19 protein-coding genes are annotated in these 23,702 nt (G+C 49.0%); all 19 read left to right on the forward strand.

Going from position 1 to position 23,702, the window contains the following annotated elements; genetic code table 11:
• The first annotated feature begins 1 nt into the window (after position 1).
• Positions 2–484, forward strand: a complete 483-nt coding sequence (locus ACIPDS_RS11460) for a transglycosylase SLT domain-containing protein (protein ID WP_400735533.1) — start codon at positions 2–4, stop codon at positions 482–484.
• Between the two features lie 122 nt (positions 485–606).
• Positions 607–1,365 carry a helix-turn-helix domain-containing protein gene (locus tag ACIPDS_RS11465; RefSeq protein ID WP_400735535.1) on the forward strand — a complete coding sequence of 253 codons (759 nt, stop codon included), beginning with the start codon at positions 607–609 and terminating at the stop codon, positions 1,363–1,365.
• Between the two features lie 3 nt (positions 1,366–1,368).
• On the forward strand, positions 1,369–3,033 hold the full coding sequence (sctC, locus tag ACIPDS_RS11470) for a type III secretion system outer membrane ring subunit SctC (RefSeq protein ID WP_400735537.1): 1,665 nt from the start codon (positions 1,369–1,371) through the stop codon (positions 3,031–3,033).
• Complete coding sequence (sctW, locus tag ACIPDS_RS11475) at positions 3,024–4,187, forward strand: type III secretion system gatekeeper subunit SctW (RefSeq protein WP_400735539.1); 1,164 nt, start codon at positions 3,024–3,026, stop codon at positions 4,185–4,187. Before sctC ends, sctW begins: the two co-directional genes overlap by 10 nt.
• Positions 4,187–6,241: an EscV/YscV/HrcV family type III secretion system export apparatus protein gene (locus tag ACIPDS_RS11480; RefSeq protein ID WP_400735622.1), complete on the forward strand. Its 2,055-nt coding sequence runs from the start codon at positions 4,187–4,189 to the stop codon at positions 6,239–6,241. The genes sctW and ACIPDS_RS11480 overlap by 1 nt, the downstream gene beginning before the upstream one ends.
• A gap of 15 nt (positions 6,242–6,256) precedes the next feature.
• Positions 6,257–6,658 carry an SPI-1 type III secretion system chaperone SpaK gene (gene spaK, locus ACIPDS_RS11485; protein WP_400735541.1) on the forward strand — a complete coding sequence of 134 codons (402 nt, stop codon included), beginning with the start codon at positions 6,257–6,259 and terminating at the stop codon, positions 6,656–6,658.
• A complete protein-coding gene (sctN, locus tag ACIPDS_RS11490) occupies positions 6,658–7,950 on the forward strand; it encodes a type III secretion system ATPase SctN (RefSeq protein ID WP_400735543.1) in 1,293 nt (430 codons plus the stop codon). The genes spaK and sctN overlap by 1 nt, the downstream gene beginning before the upstream one ends.
• A complete protein-coding gene (locus ACIPDS_RS11495; RefSeq protein WP_400735545.1) occupies positions 7,940–8,386 on the forward strand; it encodes a hypothetical protein in 447 nt (148 codons plus the stop codon). The genes sctN and ACIPDS_RS11495 overlap by 11 nt, the downstream gene beginning before the upstream one ends.
• A complete protein-coding gene (locus tag ACIPDS_RS11500; RefSeq protein WP_400735547.1) occupies positions 8,374–9,330 on the forward strand; it encodes a type III secretion system needle length determinant, SpaN/EivJ family in 957 nt (318 codons plus the stop codon). The genes ACIPDS_RS11495 and ACIPDS_RS11500 overlap by 13 nt, the downstream gene beginning before the upstream one ends.
• A complete protein-coding gene (locus ACIPDS_RS11505) occupies positions 9,327–10,274 on the forward strand; it encodes a FliM/FliN family flagellar motor switch protein (protein WP_400735549.1) in 948 nt (315 codons plus the stop codon). Before ACIPDS_RS11500 ends, ACIPDS_RS11505 begins: the two co-directional genes overlap by 4 nt.
• Positions 10,261–10,929, forward strand: coding sequence for an EscR/YscR/HrcR family type III secretion system export apparatus protein (locus tag ACIPDS_RS11510; RefSeq protein ID WP_166514460.1), 669 nt, complete (start codon positions 10,261–10,263; stop codon positions 10,927–10,929). The genes ACIPDS_RS11505 and ACIPDS_RS11510 overlap by 14 nt, the downstream gene beginning before the upstream one ends.
• A 12-nt stretch (positions 10,930–10,941) precedes the next feature.
• Complete coding sequence (locus ACIPDS_RS11515) at positions 10,942–11,199, forward strand: EscS/YscS/HrcS family type III secretion system export apparatus protein (RefSeq protein WP_166513726.1); 258 nt, start codon at positions 10,942–10,944, stop codon at positions 11,197–11,199.
• A gap of 2 nt (positions 11,200–11,201) precedes the next feature.
• On the forward strand, positions 11,202–11,978 hold the full coding sequence (sctT, locus tag ACIPDS_RS11520; protein WP_400735552.1) for a type III secretion system export apparatus subunit SctT: 777 nt from the start codon (positions 11,202–11,204) through the stop codon (positions 11,976–11,978).
• A gap of 19 nt (positions 11,979–11,997) precedes the next feature.
• Positions 11,998–13,062, forward strand: coding sequence for an EscU/YscU/HrcU family type III secretion system export apparatus switch protein (locus ACIPDS_RS11525; RefSeq protein WP_166513728.1), 1,065 nt, complete (start codon positions 11,998–12,000; stop codon positions 13,060–13,062).
• An 81-nt stretch (positions 13,063–13,143) separates the two neighbouring features.
• Positions 13,144–13,650, forward strand: a complete 507-nt coding sequence (gene sicA, locus ACIPDS_RS11530) for a type III secretion system translocator chaperone SicA (protein WP_400735554.1) — start codon at positions 13,144–13,146, stop codon at positions 13,648–13,650.
• A gap of 52 nt (positions 13,651–13,702) precedes the next feature.
• On the forward strand, positions 13,703–15,595 hold the full coding sequence (gene sctE, locus ACIPDS_RS11535; RefSeq protein WP_400735556.1) for a type III secretion system translocon subunit SctE: 1,893 nt from the start codon (positions 13,703–13,705) through the stop codon (positions 15,593–15,595).
• Positions 15,596–15,613: 18 nt separating this feature from the next.
• On the forward strand, positions 15,614–16,723 hold the full coding sequence (locus tag ACIPDS_RS11540; protein ID WP_400735558.1) for a hypothetical protein: 1,110 nt from the start codon (positions 15,614–15,616) through the stop codon (positions 16,721–16,723).
• A gap of 56 nt (positions 16,724–16,779) precedes the next feature.
• On the forward strand, positions 16,780–17,940 hold the full coding sequence (locus ACIPDS_RS11545; protein WP_400735560.1) for an IpaD/SipD/SspD family type III secretion system needle tip protein: 1,161 nt from the start codon (positions 16,780–16,782) through the stop codon (positions 17,938–17,940).
• A 1,167-nt stretch (positions 17,941–19,107) separates the two neighbouring features.
• Positions 19,108–23,702 (forward strand): beta strand repeat-containing protein (locus ACIPDS_RS11550; RefSeq protein WP_400735562.1); only part of this gene is annotated, 4,595 nt, incomplete at its 3' end.

Here is a 23,702-nt window from a genome sequence, read left to right on the forward strand (position 1 = left end):
GATGAAATTGATCATGGCAGTTGTTCTTACTGTGCCGTTCATTCGTCATGTTCATGCTGATTGCTGGGATTTTACCGCTAAACGATTCAATATTGAGGTCAGGCTTCTGCAGTCCATTGCACAGGTAGAGTCAAGAATGGATCCGGCATCGATTGGCAAAAACAAAAATGGCACTCATGATTATGGATTAATGCAAATCAATAGTATTCACCTTAATCGACTAAGTAAAAAGGGCATCAGCGAGTCAATGCTGGTGAATGACCCCTGTGTCTCATTATTAGTTGGGGCATCCATTCTGAAAGATATGGTGAATATCTATGGTTACGGTTGGGAAGCTGTGGGGGCCTATAACGCTGGAGCTGCCAAGGGGCGCTACAACATGCGAATGAAGTATGCGCGGCAGGTATGGCAGATTTATCAACGGCCCGTTGGCGAACGTCTTAAAATTCCCCTACAGGAATTTCATCGTCGAATACATTTATGACTGAATTACGATTTAAATATAATGAGAGGTTTTAAGATTAATGATTTTACCATCATAATTTCGTCATGATTATGGTGCTCCGAAACACTATAGTGATTATATCTTTCTTCGCAAAAGAACTTATGATGAAAATTGCTATCCGTAACAATAGATTGGCTGCTGGGGATGAGATTACCTTTGTAGGGCATTCTTTGCTTTATATCGCCACCGGAAGTGATGGTTGCAATCTTACTATATCCTCTCGCGCGCAGGAGTCGGTTAAATTTATCGGTGAAAACCAGCAAGGGATGCTGGTCCTGAAACCGTGTACTTTGACTATTGAGTCCGGGCTATTATATTACAGCAGCGTTAAGTTTCCGTTTCTTGTAAAATTACAGGTTTTTATTGACCGGGCTCGTAATCATAAAAAAAGCTACGATGAATTCAGCTCCTATGGTTATTTACCGGCAGAGCTAGGGGCTCGTCCCTCAATGAGAAAAGTGGAGTACTGGTTTTTAAACCAAATATTTATGAATACTGATGGAGTTAGTCAGTTCTCCAGTATATTACAACATAATGAATGGTATAACCTGGTCGAATTTTTACTTGATGAGTCTTGCGGTAATAACACCCAACACTTGCGATTAATGTGCGAGCGTTATGGCTTATCCGCCTCTCATTTCAGACGGCTGGCCAGAACTGCTTTGGGCAAAACTGCGAAAGTTGAATTGCGTGATTGGCGATTAGTTCGAGCTTTATTTGATATGTTGGAAGGAAACCATAACCTGACTACTATTGCGATGAATCATGGCTACTCATCGCTGTCTCACTTTTCCAATGAGGTCAAAGAGGCATTTGGCGTATCGCCGAGAAATTTAAAAAAAGTTTTACACGTGAGCTGATTAATGATGACATTTAACAAATACCCCAATGCCTGCATTTTGATCGCAGCTTTGATGACGACAATAATACCGAATACGGGCATGGCAAATACACCCGCTGAGCAAGGATATGTTGCACGCAATGAGGGGATAAAAGGCATTTTTGATGCCCTATCTTCGGCCATGCACAAGCCTATTGTTATCAGTAAAATTGCCGCACGCAAGAAAATAAGCGGTGAATTTGATATGTCACGTCCTGAGCAGGTGGTCGATGCCGTGGCTAATCAACTGAGTCTCATCTGGTATAACGATAATCAGGCTATTTATATCTATGATTCCTCGGAAATTCGCAATGCGGTTATCGTGTTGAAAAATACCTCACTGAACGTAGTGGTTAATTTTTTGAAATCCTCAGGGCTCTATGATACTCGCTACCCAATCCGAGCTGATAATCGTAGTCAGACATTTTACGTGTCTGGCCCACCTATTTATATCGACTTAATTGGTAACACGGCAAAATTTCTGGATCGCAAAAGTGATGGTTTCGATGGGCGGGAAAACCTAGCGGTTATCCCATTGTTCAATACTTTCGTTGACGACCGTGAATACACCTACCGTAGCGATAAAATTACCATTCCTGGCATTGCCAGCGTGGTGAACCGTGTGATGTCTAACGGAGATGTACCCGGTGGCGTGGTGCAAACGAGCCCGCGCAAAGAGGATGAACCGCTGTTGCTTAATTCATTTCCCGGCGATACCAATGAATCTGACGCCGGTGAAATCAGACACGTGGATACCGAAACGAAAGCACTGCCGACCGGCCATGGTATGAGTATTATCGCCGACCCTGGAACCAATAGTCTTTTGGTCCGGGGTAGCGCTGAGCAAGTTTCTTATATCCGTAATTTGGTTAATTCCTTAGATATCCCTAAGCGACACGTTGAGCTTTCAGTATGGATAGTCGATCTGCAAAAGGAAGCCTTCAACAATCTTGGCGTTGAGTGGTCAGGCAGCATTAATGTCGGCAACAGTTTTGGACTGTCGCTAAATGGCGGATCCAGCACCATTGATGGTGCGAGTTTTATGGCTGCGGCCTTAGCGCTAAGCGAAAAAAATAAAGCCAATATCGTTTCCAGACCCATGATTCTGACACAGGAAAATATTCCGGCGATCTTCGATAACAGCAGAACGTTCTATTCAAAACTCGTCGGTGAACGCACGGCTCAGTTGGAAAATGTGACCTACGGAACGCTAGTAAGCGTACTGCCGCGATTTACTGAAAACGGAGAGATAGAAATGATGCTCAACGTTGAGGATGGCAATCAATTTGATAATGCCCGCACCGGCACCGACGATCTGCCTGAAGTAGGCAGAACTAAGATCAGCACCGTGGCCAGGGTTCCGAAGGGGAAAAGTCTGCTTATTGGCGGTTATACGCGGGATGAAGAATCAAAAGTAGAAGGGAAAATCCCACTGCTCGGCGATATCCCCTGGTTAGGGCAGTTATTTAGCTATAAGCGTGACCGTGGCTCAAATATGGTGCGCGTGTTTCTGATACAGCCGCGTGAAATTGATGGGCCATTAGCACCGGATGCTCATAGCCAAATTGCTGAGATGAAGAAGGACTTCTCACGCGATGATTTACAAAACTGGATGACAAACTACCTGGATAGCCAAAAATGGCGTTAGGAATTAACAATAACAGCCCGTCGCTGCAAATATATATGCAGCGCAGGGACAAACTGTCGACGGAAAAGCAGACGCTTTCGGATCAGAATGAAATTAAAAACGCGCTAGCCAGTGACGATGGGGCGATAGTCGAGGACGAATCGCCAGCGGCTCTATTACAGCGTTTTGCCAGCGCGACGGATGAAATGTCTGCGGCTATGTCACAATTCCGCAGCCGTCGTGACTACGATAAAAAAACGGGGGCATCGGCAGAAAGTAGTTTTGACCAGGTACTGGATGAGGATGTTTTCCCAAAAGCCGATCAGCTTGTCAAAATTATGAAAGGGGAGAAGGGCGCAAATATTGAAAATATGCTGCGCCATGCACGTTCACTTTTCCCTGATGATAGTGATCTGGTTTTGGTGTTACGTGAAACGCTTCGCCGCCGAGAGCTTGATGAAGTTGTACGCAAACGCCTGAAGAAATTATTAAGCCAGGTTGAAAAGGAAGCCGATCCTAAGCGGCTTAAAGCGGGTATCAACGTCGCATTGAAAGCACGTTTGTTTGGCAAGACGCTGAACATGAATCCGGCAATAATGCGCGAAAGTTATCGCAGCTTTCTGGAGAGTGAAGATCACGAAATTGAGGTGTATCAAGATTGGGTTACGACTTTTGGCGTCGAACCTCGCAGCATCGTGGTTAATTTTATGGAGGATGCGGTTCTTTCAGATATTGATTCCGCCGACCCCAGTTGCAGCCATGTTGAGTTCAGCTATTTGCTCGGGCGTATCGGACAAATAAAAACAATCCGTTCATGTGATGAGCTTTTTATTAAGAATGTGCTTAGCGATCCGTCCGTCACAGAGGTTAATCATGATGTACGGTCGTGGTTGTTCTTTATGTTTGGCATATTACGTGGCCCACAGGATATTAATGAGCTCCTGACTTTAACCGTGGGTGATTATCTACGTTTCGTAAAACGTTCAGAACAGGCGCGTTTTTTACAATCAGTCTATACCAATTGTAAAAAGCTGCCGTGTGAAGCATTTACATCGCTTGGTGAAAGAAATGATTTGCTGATGTATTTTGAAAAGCTCATTGATAAAGCACTACACAATGAGAATGTTGAAAGGCGTAACGCCGCTGATGCACAAATCTTTAAAGAGCATGAATAATAATGAATAAGTTTTTACATCAGATAAGACGACACCCGGAACTATTTATTCTGGTTCTGATTGTTGTCATCATCTCAATGCTGGTGATACCTCTGCCGACCTATCTTGTCGATTTTTTGATCGGCTTGAATATGGTGTTGTCGATACTCGTGTTTCTGGCATCATTTTACGTTGATCGTATTCTTAATTTTTCAACGTTTCCTTCGGTGCTATTAATTACGACATTATTTCGCCTGGCTTTATCGGTTAGCACCAGCCGTTTGATCCTCAATGATGCAGATGCCGGTGATATTATCGCCACCTTTGGTGAATTTGTTATCGGCGATAACTTAGTCGTTGGTTTCGTTATCTTCGCGATCGTTACCATCGTGCAGTTCATGGTGATTACAAAAGGGGCCGAACGCGTTGCGGAGGTAGCGGCTCGTTTCTCGCTTGACGGTATGCCTGGCAAGCAAATGAGCATTGATGCTGATTTACGTGCGGGGTCAATTGATGCTGATGACGCAAAAGAGCGACGCAGTGTCGTTGAGCGCGAAAGCCAGCTCTATGGCTCCTTTGATGGTGCAATGAAGTTCATTAAAGGCGATGCCATCGCGGGCATTATTGTTATCTTTATTAACCTTATTGGCGGCATCAGCGTCGGTGTTTCGCAGCACGGTATGGATATGTCCACCGCTCTGTCTACCTACACCATGCTGACTATCGGTGATGGTTTAGTTGCTCAGATTCCAGCATTACTTATCGCCATTGGCGCGGGCTTTATCGTTACTCGCGTGAATGGCGAGGCCGATAATATGGGCCGTACTATCGTTGGGCAGTTATTTAAAAATTCAACGGTGCTGCTGATTGGCGCAATTATCGCGCTTGGTATTGGTAGTCTGCCAGGCTTTCCGCTTGCCGTATTCGTTATATTGGCACTCGCACTGGCTGGCATGTTTTATTATCAGCTTCAACAAGAGAAAAAGGGCAGCAGCACCGCCACGGACTCGACGCCTGTCAGCAGTTTTGACCCTGATGCTCAACCCGATGAATCAGGAAGCTCGCTGGGCATGCTTACCGATCTTGATAGCATCGCCTCGGAAACGGTGCCCCTGATTATTCTGCTTAATGAGAAGGATCTCGAACTATTCGAAAAGGATAAGCTTGCACAGCGCTATCGCAGCCAGTTCTTTATCGACTATGGCATTAATTTGCCTGAGTTCACCTTGAAATCATCGGTCAATATTGAACCCGATACCGTAACGTTGCTTATTAATGAAATTAAGGCGGAACAATTCCGAACCAAATTTAACCATTATCATGTGGTAAATAGTTCACCAGAGATCGAGAAAATGGGCATCCCATTTGTCCTTATTGATAATCTGGTATGGGTCGATGAGCGTCAACGTAAGACGTTAACTCAATTAGGCTACCAGCTCAGAAACAGCATAGACGAGGTTTACCATACGCTCGCGGCTATTCTTATTCGCCATATTAATGAATATTTTGGCGTTCAGGAAACCAAAAATATGCTCGATAAGCTTGAGGCAAAATATCCAGACTTGATGAAAGAAGTTATGCGTCATGCCACCGTGCAAAGGATCTCTGAAGTTCTGCAAAGACTTTTAGGTGAAAAAATTTCGGTGCGTAATATGAAGCTCATAATGGAAGCTATAGCCCTTTGGGCCCCCAGAGAAAAGGATGTGATCTCACTGGTTGAACATATTCGTGGCGCCATGTCCCGTTATATTTGCCATAAATTTGCACACTCGAACAGTTTACAGGTGATCATGCTATCCGGTGAGTTTGAGGAGCGCATAAGGACAGGAATTCGTAATACATCGGCGGGTACTTTTCTAAATCTCGACCCCGCCGTGTCGGATGAGCTAATGGATAAATTCGCTCTGGCCATGGATGGAGTAACTATTTCCTGCCGTGATTTGGTGGTCCTGACTTCAGTTGATATTCGTCGTTTCTTAAAGCGTTTTATTGAAACACGTTTCAAAGATCTGGAAGTTATGTCATTCGGTGAAATAAGTGACAGCGTATCTATAAATGTCATAAAAACGATTTAACAGGAGTTAACAGTAATGAATATTGATATTGTTTCTTTAGTTCGCGTTGCACTCATTGAAAGTGGCTGCGATGAATCGCTACTGGGGGATTTTGATGCCCACTCGACGATTTCTCTCGATTTTGAGAACTCGCCAAGTCTGTTAATTAGCATGGTGGATGACAGTGTCTGGATCTGGTCAAAAATTTGTGAGGCTCATGACAGCCTTTTGCATCATAGCGCCAGTGCGATTCTGGAAAAGATCATGAGCGGCTGCCAGTTTTCAATCACAGGACAGCTCCAGTTAACGCAAAATGATGGCTACCTCGAGCTTCGCGGAATGGTACATCCTGGCTACCTTGAGAGCAGCCAGCGTTTTGCTGATGCGCTGGACGAATTCTTTAGCCACCAGGAAGATTTTCTGGGGCTTATTCGCTAATGACCATTGGAATGCTATTACGGCAGCAGGCCCATCCTCTGCGTTTGTCTGGCCCTTTGATCGAAGCACTTTTACCCGGGGTAAAAGTGGGAGAGCTTTGTGAAATTCGCCGTAGCTGGGATGAACCGGAAGTTGTGGCCAGAGCGCAGGTACTAGGATTTCACGCCGATCGAACCATCCTCAGTTTGATCGGCACCGCTCAGGGCTTATCGCGGGATGCTGTGATTAGCCCGACCGGAGCGGGGCTCTCAGTTACCGTAAGTCATGAATTGCTGGGTTGTGTACTCGACCCGGCCGGAAATATTGTCGAGCGATTTGGTGAGCAGAATGTAAGCTCTGCCAGGCAGGTTCGCCCGGTTGATACCGCTCCGCCGTCCTATCAGGACCGCGTCGGTATCCGTGAGCCATTTTTAACGGGCGTACGTGCAATTGACGGGCTTATGACCTGTGGCATTGGTCAGCGACTGGGAATCTTTGCCGCCGCTGGCTGCGGCAAGACTACGTTAATGCATATGCTGATTGAACAGTCCGAGGCGGATGTCTTCATTATCGCTTTAATTGGCGAGCGTGGCAGGGAGGTGACCGAATTCTCAGAAGCCTTGCGCCAATCTGAGCATCGGCATAAATGCATTCTGGTTTATGCCACCTCAGACTATTCGTCACTGGATCGCTGCAATGCCGCGTTGGTTGCCACGACCGTCGCCGAATATTTCCGCGATTCAGGAATGAATGTTGTGCTGTTTCTTGATTCGATGACCCGCTATGCCCGTGCACTGCGTGATGTCGCGCTTGCCTCCGGCGAGTCACCGGCGCGAAGGGGCTATCCGGCTTCGGTGTTTGATGCGCTGCCGAAGCTGCTTGAGCGGCCAGGTTGTACCCGTGATGGCAGTATTACCGCCTGGTATACCATTTTGCTGGAAAGTGATGATGAGCCGGATCCTATCGCTGATGAAATTCGCTCGATCCTTGATGGGCATCTGTATTTGAGCCGTAAGCTTGCCGCCAAAAACCACTATCCGGCCATTGATATCCTCAATAGCGTCAGTAGGGTTTCAAGCCAGGTTTGTGACACTGAACACCTACAGCTGGCCGGCGCCGTACGACGTATTCTGGCCAAAATAGAAGAGCTGCAAATATTCGTCGATCTCGGGGAATATCAGCCCGGTGAGAATGCGGAGAACGATCGCGCAATGGAGCTGCGCGATTCGCTATTAGCGTGGCTTCGTCAACGCGGTGATGAGCATGCCAGTTTTAATCATATCCTCCAGGAGATGAGACATTTTGCGTCGTAAAATAAATTCATTGATTGTGCGTTCGGAATTTAAGTTACAACAGAATGATTTTCTGATCGCAAAAAATGAGAGTAAGCACAAGAGCCTCGTCAGCAAAATATCGGATATCCATCAGGATATGAATGCGGTGAAGTCGCTTAGCCAGAGTCTATATCCACAGGGCGTTCTTAATAAAGAAAAACTGCTGGCAATTCAGCGTCGTCAGGGTGTTTTAAAACGAAAGCTTGCTGATATGAAAATGCAGGTATCCCAGGTTATTTTAGAAAAAGAGCGTTGTGAAAAAGATAAGGAAACGCTCTGTGAAAAAAAGAAACTGTTTCTTAAGAAAATTGACAAATATGATTTTCTAAGAGTAAGGGAACGCCGGGAAAGGCGGCTACGTGATGTGCGAATAGAAGAGTCAGAAATTGAAGAGAGGGTGTCATGGCAACGATAAATAACGTAAATAATTATCCCAAAAATTCGCAGGCCAATCCTGTTTCAGGTGAATCCAAAAAGCTCGATGATATTGTTCGAAAGAAGAAAGTTGAGGATAAAGATGTCCCGCTGGGATTACCCACTGCGTTAATTGGCGGCATGATGCAGCAGAATTCATTGCTGCGCCTTTCAATTGCTTTGCGTGGGCATGATGAAAAGCCCACGGAGCGGAGTCCTAAAGCACATGCTGTTGCGCCAACCGCCATCGCTAAAGTGATGACGGGGCGTCTGCCTGTCAGCGAAAAGCCTGCCGTGGAGCAGGGTTTAAAAATTGATAAACCAGCGGAACCGAAAGATAACGTAGAGGTTAAAAAGGCTGCTAAAGAACCAGCTTTGGCAAAAATTGCGGTTAGCGAAGGGGCCAGAACCCATTCTGAGAGTCGTGTCACGACGCCAGTGGCCGTAGTGGAGAGCATCAAAGTCGCCAGACAAGCTGATAGCAGACCGACGGTTGAGCAGGATCATAGCGATGTATCGGATAAGCCGCTCACTCAGAGAAATGATGTGACACTTACACCGCCGCAATCGATGCAGCACGGTGCACGTCACGTTGAGATGAAAGAGAGCGCAGTGTTGAAAAGAGGGACTCCGCAGACGCTCTTACGCAATGCTGAGGGCGTTGATGCTGGCCGCACAGTAGCGACCGAACCCGTTAAGGGCAGCAGCAACCTGACTTACAATTTTTCGGAATGGGGAAGTGGCCATCGTGTCAATGTGCAACTCTCTGCCCAGCAGGGTTTGCCGTTAGTGCTCAACCCATCGGATAACCTTGTCCAGGATCGCCTTGCCGATCAGGGGGGCCAGGATGGGCGCGATCAGCCGCTGTGGGTATTCCAGGAGGAACAAGATCAGCAGCAATCCCGTGGCAATAAACCGCCAAAATATGCTGAGGAACCGGTGTGATCAAAGAACATTTGCGGCGCTATTCCAGTGAAGAACGCGCCTGGAGTCAATATATTGCCTACTGGAATTCTCAGGGTTACCAATTTGAGCAAGGTATTGAAGCGCAAGGGCCACTTTTGCATTTCATTACCGATAGCCGTTGGGAAGGCTTTATTGATCTTCGGGACTGGTATGCCAGTTTTATGCCGCAGCAGGCTCGTATGGCCAGCATATCCTGCACTGTCGAACAGCTGAAAACATTGTTTCTCAACTGCACTGAACCGTTAGTGGGGTTGCCCCCAGGGCTTGAATATCAACGCGTTGAAAGTCTGGGTCTGGTGGAAAACTCGAAAACCATTGCGGCTTTGTTTTCATGTGTACTTCCGCATGGCCGAATGTGGTTAAACGGTAAACGACCGGACGCTATTTCTCCGCCTGAGCGTGAAAGGACACTGGATATTACCCGTGTTCCCATCACGTTGTTTTTTGAAATAGGGCATAGTTTTATCAGCTATCAGCTGTTGAAAAAAATTCGTCGTGGCGATGTTTTGCTGGTGAACCATGTTGAAAACAAAATGAAAGTTAACGGTGAGTCTCTCGCTAAATTTGTCCGCAATGAGGAAGGTTTTATGTTTGATATTGAAGATAGCCATGAATACAGCGAAAACGCCGACTTTGTCGTTGCCGACGAATCATCAAGTTCGGCTGAAAAAAAAGGATTAGTGCCTGTAAATAAGGTCAAGATACAACTTGGTTTTGTTTTACAAACCAGCACCGTCAGTCTTCAGGAACTTGAAGGTTTTTACCAAGGTGAAATTTTGCCTTGTAACCTTGATGCTGAGAAAAGCATTGAGATTACAGCCAACGGTGCAGTTGTAGCGAGAGGAGAGTTGGTATGGTTCGATGAGCGATTTGGCGTAGAAATTAAAGAGTTGTGCCATGAGGTCAATGATGATCCAAGGTAATGATATTTCGTTGATTGCCATTCTGGCTTTCTCCACGCTGCTGCCGTTTATCATTGCCTGTGGGACCTGCTATATCAAATTCTCGATCGTATTTGTGATGGTACGCAACGCCCTCGGTCTGCAACAAATCCCGTCGAATATGACGCTAAACGGTATCGCTTTGGCATTATCTTTCTTTGTAATGATGCCAGTGGTTAAGGGAGGTTATGAAGAATATAAACGTTCTGATATGGATACCAGTAATCCAGAATCAGTGGCGTATTTTATTGAGCATGGCCTGGATAGCTACCGAGACTATCTGCAAAAATATTCTGACCCTGAACTTACGCAATTTTTTGAACGCGTTCAGTTGCAAAGAGATAAAGATGCAATGGGCGCCGCAGAGGAAGAGGAAAAACCGTCAATAATATCGTTGCTGCCTTCTTATGCCCTCAGCGAAATAAAAAGTGCTTTTAAGATAGGATTCTATATCTATTTGCCTTTCGTGGTTATTGATTTATTGGTATCCAGTATTTTGCTGGCTCTTGGGATGATGATGATGAGTCCGGTGACAATATCGGTACCCATAAAGCTGGTGCTTTTCGTGGTCATGGATGGTTGGACATTATTATCTAAGGGTCTGGTTTTGCAATATATAAATCTGGCCACTTCATAGGTCTTTATAACAATGAATGAAATCGCATACGCGGGTAATAAAGCGTTGTATCTGATCCTGATACTCTCGGCGCTCCCAATTATTGTGGCAACGGTTGTTGGCCTGCTGGTCGGTCTTTTTCAAACAGTAACGCAGTTGCAGGAGCAAACATTACCCTTCGGCCTGAAACTATTAAGCGTGGCATTGTGCCTGTTCCTGGTTACAGGCTGGTATGGCGATGTGCTGGTCGGGTTTGCTAAAGAGGTGATCCGTATGGCAATGGTAAGCTAACGATGCACACGCTACTTTTTTTCGATGTGCATCGATGGTTATATGAGATGGCAATGGCCTCGGCGAGAGTTATGCCGGCCTTTATCTTATTACCCTTTTTTAACTCCAGCACCCTGACCGGAGCTATTCGTATGCCGGTGGCCATGCTAGTTGGCGTTTCTCTGTGGCCTTATGCTGGTTCACCGATCGCCGGTTTTGACAATGTCTGGTTTTTGATTCTTATTGCTAAGGAGCTAATGCTAGGGCTGATTATCGCCTTTTTTTTGTGCTTGCCATGCTGGGTGCTTCATGCAACCGGCAGTTTTATCGATAATCAGCGCGGGGCGACGTTAAGTAGTTCTATTGATCCCCTTTCTGGTGTTGATACCTCTGAGCTAGCTAATTTCTTTAACTTATTTGCGGCCGTGGTTGTGTTACAAAATGGCGGACTTCTACTGCTACTGGAAGTTTTTGAAAGGAGCTATATTCTGTGGGGCCCTTATCAAATGGAAATGCCGGGTTTTATGTTGGTGGTTAAATTTATTACCCTGGTCATTAGCCATGCGATTGTACTTGCCAGTCCGTTAATCATCATGTTTTTGCTTACCGAGCTTTGTCTTGGCCTACTTGCTCGATTTGCACCACAGCTTAATGCCTTTGCATTAGCTTTGACTGTGAAAAGCATCATCGCATTCTTCCTTCTGCTTCTGTACTTCACGCCAATCATTCCAGGGAAAATCATGTCGCTACAATTAGCCCCGGATATTTTAAATGGATGGTCAGTTAAAACAATTTATTAAGTAACCAGTCGAGGGGTAAATGTCAGGAAGTAAAACTGAAAAGCCAACACCGAAGAAGAAAAAAGAAGCCGCCGAAAAAGGGCAATCTTTTAAAAGCAAAGACCTAATCATCTCCTGCTTAATACTCCTTGGTGTGCAATACCTCATTAATACGCATGACGCTGTGGAATTTATGACCCTGCTACGCAGGGTCATTGAAAACGGCTTTGCTAATGACATGGAGGGGTATGCTAAAGCCGTTTTCTGGACCGGTATCAAGATATTTCTACCTTTTTTATTGCTCTGCATCGTGGCATCGGCGCTACCTGCGCTCCTGCAAACGGGGTTCTTGCTTGCCAGCAAGGCTCTTAAACTTAATTTTTCAGCGCTTAACCCGGTGAATGGCTTTAAGAAATTATTTAGCTTGAGAACCGTAAAAGATGTCATCAAATCATTATTGTTTTTGGTCAGCTTTGTATGCGCAGCCATCATGTTTTGGGATAAAAATAAAGTTACAGTTTTCGCTCAGGTAAATACACATACCATCAATATGTTCCCAATATGGGCCCAATTATTTGGTGCGTTGGTTTATCTGTGCCTGGGTTGCGCATTACTGGTGTTAATTCTCGATGCGCTTGCTGAATATTTTCTGCACATAAAAGATCTGAAAATGGATAAGCAAGAGGTGAAAAGAGAGCACAAAGAGCAGGATGGCGATCCTGAGATTAAATCTAAGCGCAAAGAACTGCATATGGAACTGCTCTCCGACCAGGTGAAATCTGATATTGAAAACTCCAAGGTTATAGTCGCTAACCCAACCCACATTGCGGTCGGTATTTACGTCAACCTTGAAGTGGTTGGGATTCCATTTATCTCTGTACTGGAGACCAACCAACGCGCCCTGGCCGTCCGCGCCTATGCGGAGAAAGTGGGTGTACCGGTTGTAGAAAACATCCATCTTGCCCGGCGCATATTCAAAACGCACCGTCGATATTCCTTTGTTAGCCTTGAGGAACTAGATGAAGTTATTGAAGTTTTAATCTGGCTTGAACAGGTTGAGAATGCCTGGAAGAGTGAACACGTTACCCCTCCTGAACGTGAATGAGCGTTCTTTATGCGTACGCCTTAAATCCTTATGTTGTAATGCTGTCATCAGTCGGTGATGACGTAATCTGAGAGTATATAAATGATCAAAAAAGATATTACCGAGCAAGAAGCGTCCTTAGTTCTTACAGCTACCCTGGAGCATGGTGCTACGTTAAAAGAGATCCATGGTATCCCTGATAATACCATGGAAAACATTTATGCCCATGCTTACCAGTATTATAAGGAAGGGCGATTGGACGAAGCAGAGAGCTTTTTCAACTTTCTCTGTATGTATGATCTTAAGAACCCCGACTATTTCATTGGGTTAGGGGCCGTCAACCAGTTGAAAAAAAATTACACTAAAGCTTGCGATTTTTACGCGCTGGCGTATGTGATGGCTGATAATAATTTCAACCCGGTCTTTTACTCAGGGCAGTGCCAGTTATTAATGGGCAATTTCGTCAAAGCTCTACAAAGCTTTGAGATTATTTGTAAGCGTTGTCCAGACGAGGCCTTGGTTAAAAAAGCGAAGGTGTATATGGAAACCATTCGTAGTAATCGTTTTGAACAAGAAAATATTGAGGAGACTCAGGAGGTGGAGGAGTAATTGTATAGTATCTATTTATGTGCTGAAAGCTAATAAGTTATAAGGAAATTATATGAGTTTAAATTTATCTAATAATGTCTCTGCTGGGAAGGTGGTCAATACCACTGTCTCTAGCGAAGGCATTCGTCACAAAACGCATATTTCCAGCACTCAAGGCTCGCGCCTTAATTCTATCGCGCAGCAAAAGAGCATGGATGAAATTGCGACGGGTGTTTCTGATGAAATTGCTCAGGAGATCGAAGCTGAGATTGACCGACCCGCTATTCGGCAGTCTGAGAATAAGTTGACCAATAAATCTCAGATGCTGTTGACAATGTTGCGTTATCACTCGATCAGTAACTCGATGAATGAGAGTCAGCTGGCTAACGCGGCAGCTGTTTTTAATGCACAGGCCAATGCCAATATTCAGAAGGCGCAGGAATTATCCTCCGAACTTGACAAGTTAACGGATGAGTTTGATGCCCAGTCTGACGTGATTAATAACGCGCAGGATGTGTTTGATTCGGCGAAATCGGATTGGGGGAAAGCTAACAGTAAGTTAACCGATGCGCAAAATACATTGAATAACTTACTCGACGACCCAGATGCGAAAAGCGAAGACATTGAAAAAGCGAAAAAGGCCGTTGCTGAAGCCCAGCAGGGGTTAACTCAGGCTTCGCAAGCCATGTCTACTGCCCAGAGTAAGCTCGATAAAGCGCTGGACGCTGGACAAAAGATACTCAATACCATCAACGCCAAAACGGCAGAGATGAACGCTAAATATAGCAATGTTCAGGTTAACGATACCGCGAGCTCTACAGCAGCACAGCATTCAGAACAGGCACTCACCCGCACGGCAATCATGATCCAATTGATTACCGAGTTCATCATGAAGATGGATGATGTTTCTTCTGAAAAGCTTAAAAATGATCTTGAGATCAACAAGATGCAAACGCAGGCCCGTCAGGCCGAAATGAAGCGTAAATCTGATGAATATGAAGAGCAGGTACGTAAAGCCGAGGAAGCGCAGAAAACGGCAGGATGTATCGGCAAAATTTTAGGTGGCCTGGCTATTGCTTTCGGCGCGATTACGACCATTTTTGGCGGCGGCGGCGCTGCGCTGATGGCCATTGGTATCGCCCTGATGGTTGCCGACCCAATTGTTGAAGCGATTACCGGTCAATCGCTGACTGGCATGATCATGGATCCTCTTATGGAACATGTTCTTATGCCGCTAATGAATGTTCTCGGTGATATTGTCAGCAAGATCTTTGATATGACACCGCTGGGGCTGCTATTGAATGCTATTGATAAAGCCACCGGCGCTAACATGATGGACACGATCCACACTGTGGTAACCGCGGCGGTAGCGATTGCCGCCATTGTGGCAGTGGCCTTCGTCGCCAAAAGTGCGGCAAAATTCCTAATTGAGAAAATGTCGCAGGCGATGACCTCTGCGATTGTTCAAACGGTGAAGGCGGCTATCGCTAAAGCGATAAATAAGCTCATTCCGACGCTGGTAAAAAATGCGGCGAAGCAGGGTGCAACTGCTGCGAGAGCGGTGAGTGCGCAGATTTCAAAAACCATTCAAAATGTTAGCGAGAGCGTCACTAAAAATATTTCTGGCTTCCTTAAGAACAGTGACTCGGCCGTTCTGAATAATCTTAGCAAGATTAATATGAACCATATCATGATGGCGAATGTCGGCGTTAATACCTCTAATGGCATTATTCAGTCTGGCATGCAAATGAATATCGCGAATATTCAACTTGAAGCTCAGAAAGCATTAGCTAGTTTCCAGCTCGCGCAAACGGATGTGAAGATACTGAGTGATATTCTCTCCAGTTATTTGTCACGTTTCAAACAAGAACAGGAGCAAGTGCAGAAAATGGGGCTAACGCTCTCTGATATGCTGCAAAACCAGGCTGCGGCCGGTGCTTCTGTTATTAAAAATATGAAAGCTTAATTTTACTCGGGATATATTATGACTACTATTTCTAACTCTGTTGTATCACAGCGTCCGCTAACTAATCTCGATAATAATACCTATATCAAGAAGGCCGAGTCGGCGCCGTTAAAATCGCAGGAGATTGCGCAAAGTACGGCTACGCCTGTATTTGTTGACAGCGCAGCAAAAGATGTGGTGACCGCAGAATCGCTTAAAAACACCGCTCCTGATATTGTACCTAGCCCAGTGCAGGCCGACCCAGAGGCCTTCACTAAACAGGTTTCACAGGCATTAAGTTCTATTTCTAATCTCACCCAGTCTGAAGCCTCGATAGCCATGGAGCAAATGAACGATTCATTGGTTGTGCTGGCGAATAAGAGCGGTTTCGATATTTCGACTATCGCTAATGGCTTCAGTGGTAAGGCCGCAGAGGTTCTGCAAACGATTTGCCTGGCTGCGCAATATAACCAGTCGATTATGCGTGAACAGTCTAGTGCAAATAATATCATGGCGCGCAGCTTGGGTGAGATGAGCTCTAAGCAAACTATTCAGGCCGGTATCGAAAACAAAACGATGGTGGATAAACAGGCCGGCATTTCGTTAGCGTCGACGGCAGTCTCCGGCGCTATTCAGGGCAAGGCGCTCAATAATTCAAACAAGGCGATCAAGACACACGGTTTTAAATCTAATGACCTTAAACGTCAATCCGACTCCATGAGTGCCAATGCAACGCCAGGCAAACGTGCGCGACTGGATAAGATGACCTCTCAGGATGCCTCTGATATTAAGCTGCTGAAGAAAGAGTCTAATCGACTGAAGCATGACTCTTCAGAAGAAAGCATGCAGCAGCAACTGCGCGCGAACGATGCAAACAAACTGCAAATGCAGGGGATGATGTTAGGTCAGGGCGGACAGTCGGTCGCCGGCCTGGCTTCTTCTAACGGCTATGTTGATAAAGCAAATGCTGAAGCGCACGCACAGATTCTGAAAACAGATGAAAACGTCTTTACCTCACGTAAAGAATCTGATGAGCGCGAACAGCAGGCCATTGGTCAGTTTAAGGCCGAACTGATGCAGTTGCTTAATCAGATCCTTGCCAACCGTGCGGGCACCGTTAGAGCCATGACCGCTAACCTGAAAGGCTAGCCCTCCAGTTATCATTCAGCCCAGCCCCCTGTTTAAGGGGGCTTTTGTGAGTAAAAATGCCAATTGATCATATTACGTCGAACCCCATTACTCCGGCTTGGTTATTGAACAAAACGCTGGAAGGTGAATCGTCTGTTGAAAATAACCAAAACCTAACATCGACAGATGATACGGCGCCGTTGCCCCACACCACTCTTAAAAGCCAGTTGCCGGATTCCGTTGTCCGGGCACTTTTAAAACCAACGCCATCAACCGCTGATGACGTCGCAAAACTGGGTAAGTTGGTTGAAAACGGACAAATTTCAGATTTCCAGCAAACGATTGAAGTCATCAAGGCAAAAAATGCCATGACAAAGCTGGCTGTTGAGCAAAAGAAAGCACTGTTAGCGGGTGTCGCGGCAGGGCTGTCTTCGCCCGTTAACGCAGCTGAGACCAGCATGAATGATGAAACGCCAGCGGTTTTGACCTCTGCTGATAAGGATTTCCTCAAGTCCGCCAGGACGGCCGCTGCCTTCACCCGTTCCACGCTTCCGGTTGCAGAGGAATCTGCTGATGATACCTCGGCCGCAGAGTCTGATGATCTTATCAGCGTATTCAATGATGTGGTTAAGGAAAGTGAATATTCAACCTCAAGCAGCAAAGAGATTTGCGATGCGGTGGCTGATGCCATTGCCGCAATGGGCGAAGGCTATCTTGATATTTTTCAGGAAGCGGTGGAAGCCTATGCCAGCTTTTACGCTGATTTCTCAGAGGTGATGGCGAACCTGAAAAAATACATCACGGTTGATGATGAAGATATTAAATTTGATGGTCGAGGTTTTGCTGCCGAATTACAAACTGTAATTGATAAGTACAGCGGTGATGCTGGAATCTTATTTAGCGGTTCCTCCCCTGAGGAGGCAAAAGCCTGGGCTAAAGAGATGGGGTTGGACCCTGATAAGTGCGTCGATGGGAATAATGTTCGAATTGATTTATCATCAGTTAAAAATCTGAAAAATAGCTCTTATAACGATTACAACAATAAAAAACTTAACTCGGCGCAGTGGGCAGCATACCAAAGTAGTGTCGATATTGTTAAGGATTCTGTGCAAACAGGCATGCAGTCTCTGACACAGAAATATTCAAATGCAAACTCGACATTTGATAATTTAGTCAAAATATTGAGCAGCACTATTTCTCAGCTTTTAGAGTCTGACAAGTCCTTCTTTAATATTTAATTGGGAGTCGTTATGATACCTTCTTCAAGCGCGGCGGCCGCATCATTTCGTTTATCATTCAATAACTCTACTTCTTCCGCACGGGGACCATTTAGGGACCTGACTGGCGTTTCTAATAGCAATCTGAAGCTTGTGTTTGAAGATGCCGTGAAACAGTCTGGTGTTCACTATCAATCTGTTTCTAATCTTATAACTCATGCAGGATCACTAGTGCAGAGTGTAATAGGTAAAAGCGAAACGGATTCGGCGAAAAGAACCGAAAATCCAGCAAGCGGCGAGCTAAGTCAGGCATCGGTGGAGAATCACGCCGAGGTCTTGCTGAACTCTCGTGCTGAGGGAGGTATCCCGCTAAACGAGAAAATTGTAAATGCATTAAAGAGCTTGCCCACCGGTGAGCAATTTGTTGTTCATAAAGCGACTACGGCAAAGGATGCGCTGTTTAATGAAATAAAAGAATCCCCGTCTACTTTCATATTGTCAGAAAAAACGCTAGCGAAATTCAAGTCTCTTGTTGAAAATAATAGCGGTATGGGCAATTCAAAGGCTTTAAAATCTGTTGAAGATTTTATGACTATTCGTCATGAGATTAAGTCACGCCTGTCACCAGACGATAGTAAGACGCTTACAGAACTTAATAAAGTGACTCGGTCCTTTATCTCCAGCATTGTTAAGAACGGTGTGGGAGTAAACTCCCCAGCGGCTGGGTCGAGTAAACATGCAGATGCCTTAAATAAACATAAGCAAATCTGCAGTAAACTTATTGCACTTGATAAGCAATCTTCCGCCCTGAGTTACAATGTCGAAATAGCCAATCGTATTGGTGAATCACTAATAAAGGCGGGTTTGACGCAAGATGAATGTGCTGAGGTGATGGCTAGCGCTAACAACCTTTTCAGGGATTCAATTGAGGAAAACGATTCTATCCTAAGCACTATTAATCGTAGCAATCATTTATCCTCTTTTGAGCAGACTCAGACCCGACTCGGCCAGGAGTCAATAACATTTGATCTGCTTAAAAATGCGCTAGCGGATATTGCGAAACCCAAAGCGGATGATGCCGCCGATTCAGGCCCAGGCCCGGAGGTTAAAGTAGAGCCTTCGAAAGAACCGGGTGTCCACGTTACGATTAATGCTCCGTTTAATTTCACCTACCATGAAGGCAACAAGGTGAGTGAGAGCCCGGGCACGGCCTCTGAAAGTCAACCTGCCTCTATGACAACCCCCGATGCGACCCACACTGATGATCCTATTGCTCCGCAATTAGCGTCGGTAGGGGTAGGAACATTGCCTGAGGAAATGGATTCACCTGCTCACCCGCTACAAAATCCTCAACGTCGTGCGATGGCGAATGTTTCTGACAGTTCGCTACAGCATACGCCCGATCATTCTGAGCAGGAGAGTCAGACAACATCAGTCGTGGAATCCCCGCGCCAATCAGTTAGCCGTGATTCGGGTGATATTGGCGATGTTGGGAATGAACTGCGGCACGATGTTATAGATTCGGCGACGGGACCCGCCGTTGAATCTATGCGTCAAGATGAACAGAACACCGTCTCTACCGATCGTACTGACCAGGCGAGCGGTACGGATGGCAATCCTACATTAGTCCGGTCTCCTGTATCTTCGTATATCGGCGGACCAGGCTCCTCAAGCGCACGCACGAATCCGGCAGAGGCCCGCCGTACGGCGCAGAGTGGCGTGAGAGTTCTGAATAGCCAGGGGACGCAGTTCCAGGGCATGAACGGTGGCCAGACGAGTGGGACTCCGGCATCAATGGGTACTTCGGGTGTGTCACAGGGCGTTGGGACCCGTACGGCTCCGGGCGTGGCATCGGTTGGTACTGGGACGCACAATCCTGAGCGCACATCTTCAAGGGGAACCGGTAGCGGGCAGGTACGCGGAGTGGCAGAGGACACTATACCTTCCGCCTCACCGACCTCGTCGTATATCGGCGGACCAGGCTCCTCAAGCGCACGCACGAATCCGGCAGAAGCCCGCCGTACAGCGCAGAGTGGCGCGAGAGTGCTGAACAGCCAGGGGACACAGTTCCAGGGGATGAACGGTGGCCAGACGACTGGGACTCCCGCGTTTACCAGTACTTCGCGCTCGTCGGAGGGTGTCGGACTCAATACGGCTCCGGGCTCGTTACAGGGCGTCGGAATCAATACGGCTCCGGGCACGTCACAGAACGGTGCTAGCAATACGGCTGCGGGCGGGACATCGCGCGGAACGGGCACCGAGGACTTATCTCAGAGCCCTGGTCGTGGACAGGCACGCGGCGTGATGGAAGAAACAGTACCTTCTGCTTCTCCGGCCTCATCGTATATTGGCGGTCCGGGCTCCTCGGGCGCCCGCGCGAACCCGGCGGAGGCCCGACGTACGGCACTGGGTGGTCCGGGGGCACTGAACAGCCAGGGGACACCGTTCCAGGGGATGAACGGTGGCCAGACGACCGGGACACCGGCGTTAACCGGTACTTCGCGCTTGTCGCAGGGTGTCGGAATCAATACGGCTCCGGGCTCGTCACAAAGCGGCGGTAGCAATACGGCTGCGGGCGGGACATCACGCGGAACGGGCACCGAGGACTTATCTCAGGGCCCTGATCGTGGACAGGCACGCGGTGTGATGGAAGAAACAGTACCTTCTGCTTCTCCGGCCTCATCGTATATTGGTGGTCCGGGCTCCTCGGGCGCCCGCGCGAACCCGGCGGAGGCCCGACGTACGGCACTGGGTGGTCCGGGGGCACTGAACAGCCAGGGGACACCGTTCCAGGTGATGAACAGTGGCCAGACGACCGGGACTCCCGCGTCTACCAGTACTTCGCGCTCGTCGGAGGGTGTCGGAATCAATACAGCTGTGGGCTCGTCACAGGGCGTCGGAATCAATACGGCTCCGGGTTCGTCACAGGGTGCCGGAAACAATATGCCTTCGGTTTCGTCACAGAGCGGGGGTAGTAATACAGCTACGGGCGGGACATCGCGCAGTACGGGGTCACAAAACCCTGATCGCACATTGTCTCAGGGCTCCGATAGCGGACAGGCCCGCGGTGTGAAAGGGGGGGCAGCCCCTTCAGCTTCTCCGGCCTCATCGTATATCGGCGGTCCGGGTTCTTCTGGTGCACGCGCGAACCCGGCGGAGGCACGACGTACGGCGCAGGAGGGGCCGGGGGCACTGAACAGCCAGGGGACACCGTTCCAGGGGATGAACAGTGGCCAGACGACCGGGACGCCGGCGTCAACCGGTACTACGGACTCGTCGCAGGGCATCGGAAATAATACGCCTTCGGTTTCGTCACAGAGCGGCGGTAGTAATACCGCTACGGGCGGGACACCGCGCGGTACGGGGTCACAAAACCCTGAGCGCACCTCATCACCGGGAGTCGATAATGGACAGGCTCGCGGTGTGACAGGGGGCACTGCACCTTCTGCCTCTCCGGCCTCATCGTATATCGGTGGCCCGGGATCTTCGGGCGCCCGCGCGAACCCGGCGGAGGCACGACGTACGGCGCAGGGTGGTCCGGGGGCACTGAACAGTCAGGGGACACCGTTCCAGGGGATGAACGGTGGCCAGACGACCGGGACGCCGGCGTCTACCAGTAATTCGCGCTCGTCGGAGGGTGTCGGAATCAATACGGCTCCGGGCTCGTCACAGAACGGCGGTAGCAATACGGCTGCGGGCGGGACATCGCGCAGTACGGGGTCACAAAACCCTGAGCGCACCTCATCACCGGGAGTCGATAACGGACAGGCCCGCGGTGTGACAGGGGGGGCTGCATCTTCTGCCTCTCCGGCCTCATCGTATATCGGCGGACCGGGCTCCTCGGGCGCTCGTGCGAACCCGGCTGAGGCACGACGTACGGCGCAGGGTGGTCCGGGGGCACTGAACAGTCAGGGGACACCGTTCCAGGGGATGAACGGTGGCCAGACGACCGGGACACCGGCGTTAACCGGTACTTCGCGCTTGTCGCAGGGTGTCGGAATCAATATGGCTCCGGGCTCGTCACAGAACGGTGCTAGCAATACGGCTGCGGGCGGGACATCGCGCGGAACGGGCACCGAGGACTTATCTCAGAGCCCTGATCGTGGACAGGCACGGGGCGTGATGGAAGAAACAGTACCTTCTGCTTCTCCGGCCTCATCGTATATCGGCGGTCCGGGCTCCTCGGGTGCCCGCGCGAACCCGGCTGAGGCGTGGCGCACGGCACAGGGTGGTACTGGGGCACTGAACAGCCAGGGGACACTGTTCCAGGGGATGAACGGTGGCCAGACGACCGGGACGCCGGCGTCTACCGGTACTACGGACTCGTCACAGGGTGTCGGACTCAATACGGCTCCGGGCTCGTCACAGAACGGCGGTAGCAATATGGCTGCGGGCGGGACATCGCGCAGTACGGGGTCACAAAACCCTGAGCGCACCTCATCACCGGGAGTCGATACCGGACAGGCCCGCGGTGTGACAGGGGGGGCTGCATCTTCTGCCTCTCCGGCCTCATCGTATATCGGCGGACCGGGCTCCTCGGGCGCTCGTGCGAACCCGGCTGAGGCACGACGTACGGCGCAGGGTGGGCCGGGGGCACTGAACAGCCAGGGGACACCGTTCCAGGGGATGAACGGTGGCCAGACGACGGGGACGCCGGCGTCAACCGGTACTACGGACTCGTCGCAGGGCGTCGGAAATAATACGCCTTCGATTTCGTCACAGAGCGGCGGTAGCAATACGACTGCAGGCGGGGCATCGCGCAGAACGGGGACACAAAACCCTGAACGAACCTCATCACCGGGAGTCGATAACGGACGGGCTCGCGGTGTGACAGGGGGCGCTGCATCTTCCGCTTCTCCGACCTCATCGTATATTGGCGGTCCGGGATCTTCTGGCGCCCGCGCGAACCCGGCGGAGGCCCGACGTACGGCGCAGAGTGGTCCGGGGGCACTGAACAGCCAGGGGACACCGTTCCAGGTGATGAACAGTGGCCAGACGACCGGGACTCCCGTGTCTACCAGTACTTCGCGCTCGTCGGAGGGTGTCGGAATCAATACGGCTGTGGGCTCGTCACAGGGCGTCGGAATCAATACGGCTCCGGGTTCGTCACAGGGTGCCGGAATCAATACCGCTCCGGGCTCGTCACAAAGCGGCGGTAGCAATACGGCTGCGGGCGTGACATCGCGCGGAACGGGCACCGAGGACTTATCTCAGAGCCCTGATCGTGGACAGGCCCGCGGCGTGAAGGAAGAAACAGTACCTTCTGCTTCTCCGGCCTCATCGTATATCGGCGGTCCGGGATCTTCAGGTGCACGCGCGAACCCGGCGGAGGCCCGACGTACGGCACAGGGTGGTCCGGGGATACTGAACAGCCAGGGGACACCGTTCCAGGGGATGAACGGTGGCCAGACGACGGGGACGCCGGCGTCAACCGGTACTACGGACTCGTCGCAGGGCGTCGGAAATAATACGCCTTCGATTTCGTCACAGAGCGGCGGTAGCAATACGACTGCAGGCGGGGCATCGCGCAGAACGGGGACACAAAACCCTGAACGCACCTCATCACCGGGAGTCGATAACGGACGGGCTCGCGGTGTGACAGGGGGCGCTGCATCTTCCGCTTCTCCGACCTCATCGTATATTGGTGGTCCGGGATCTTCTGGCGCCCGCGCGAACCCGGCGGAGGCACGACGTACGGCGCAGAGTGGTCCGGGGGCACTGAACAGCCAGGGGACACCGTTCCAGGTGATGAACAGTGGCCAGACGACCGGGACTCCCGTGTC

The organism is Kluyvera sp. NPDC087067, from assembly GCF_044745165.1.
In the GTDB taxonomy this organism is placed as follows: Bacteria; Pseudomonadota; Gammaproteobacteria; order Enterobacterales; family Enterobacteriaceae; genus Kluyvera.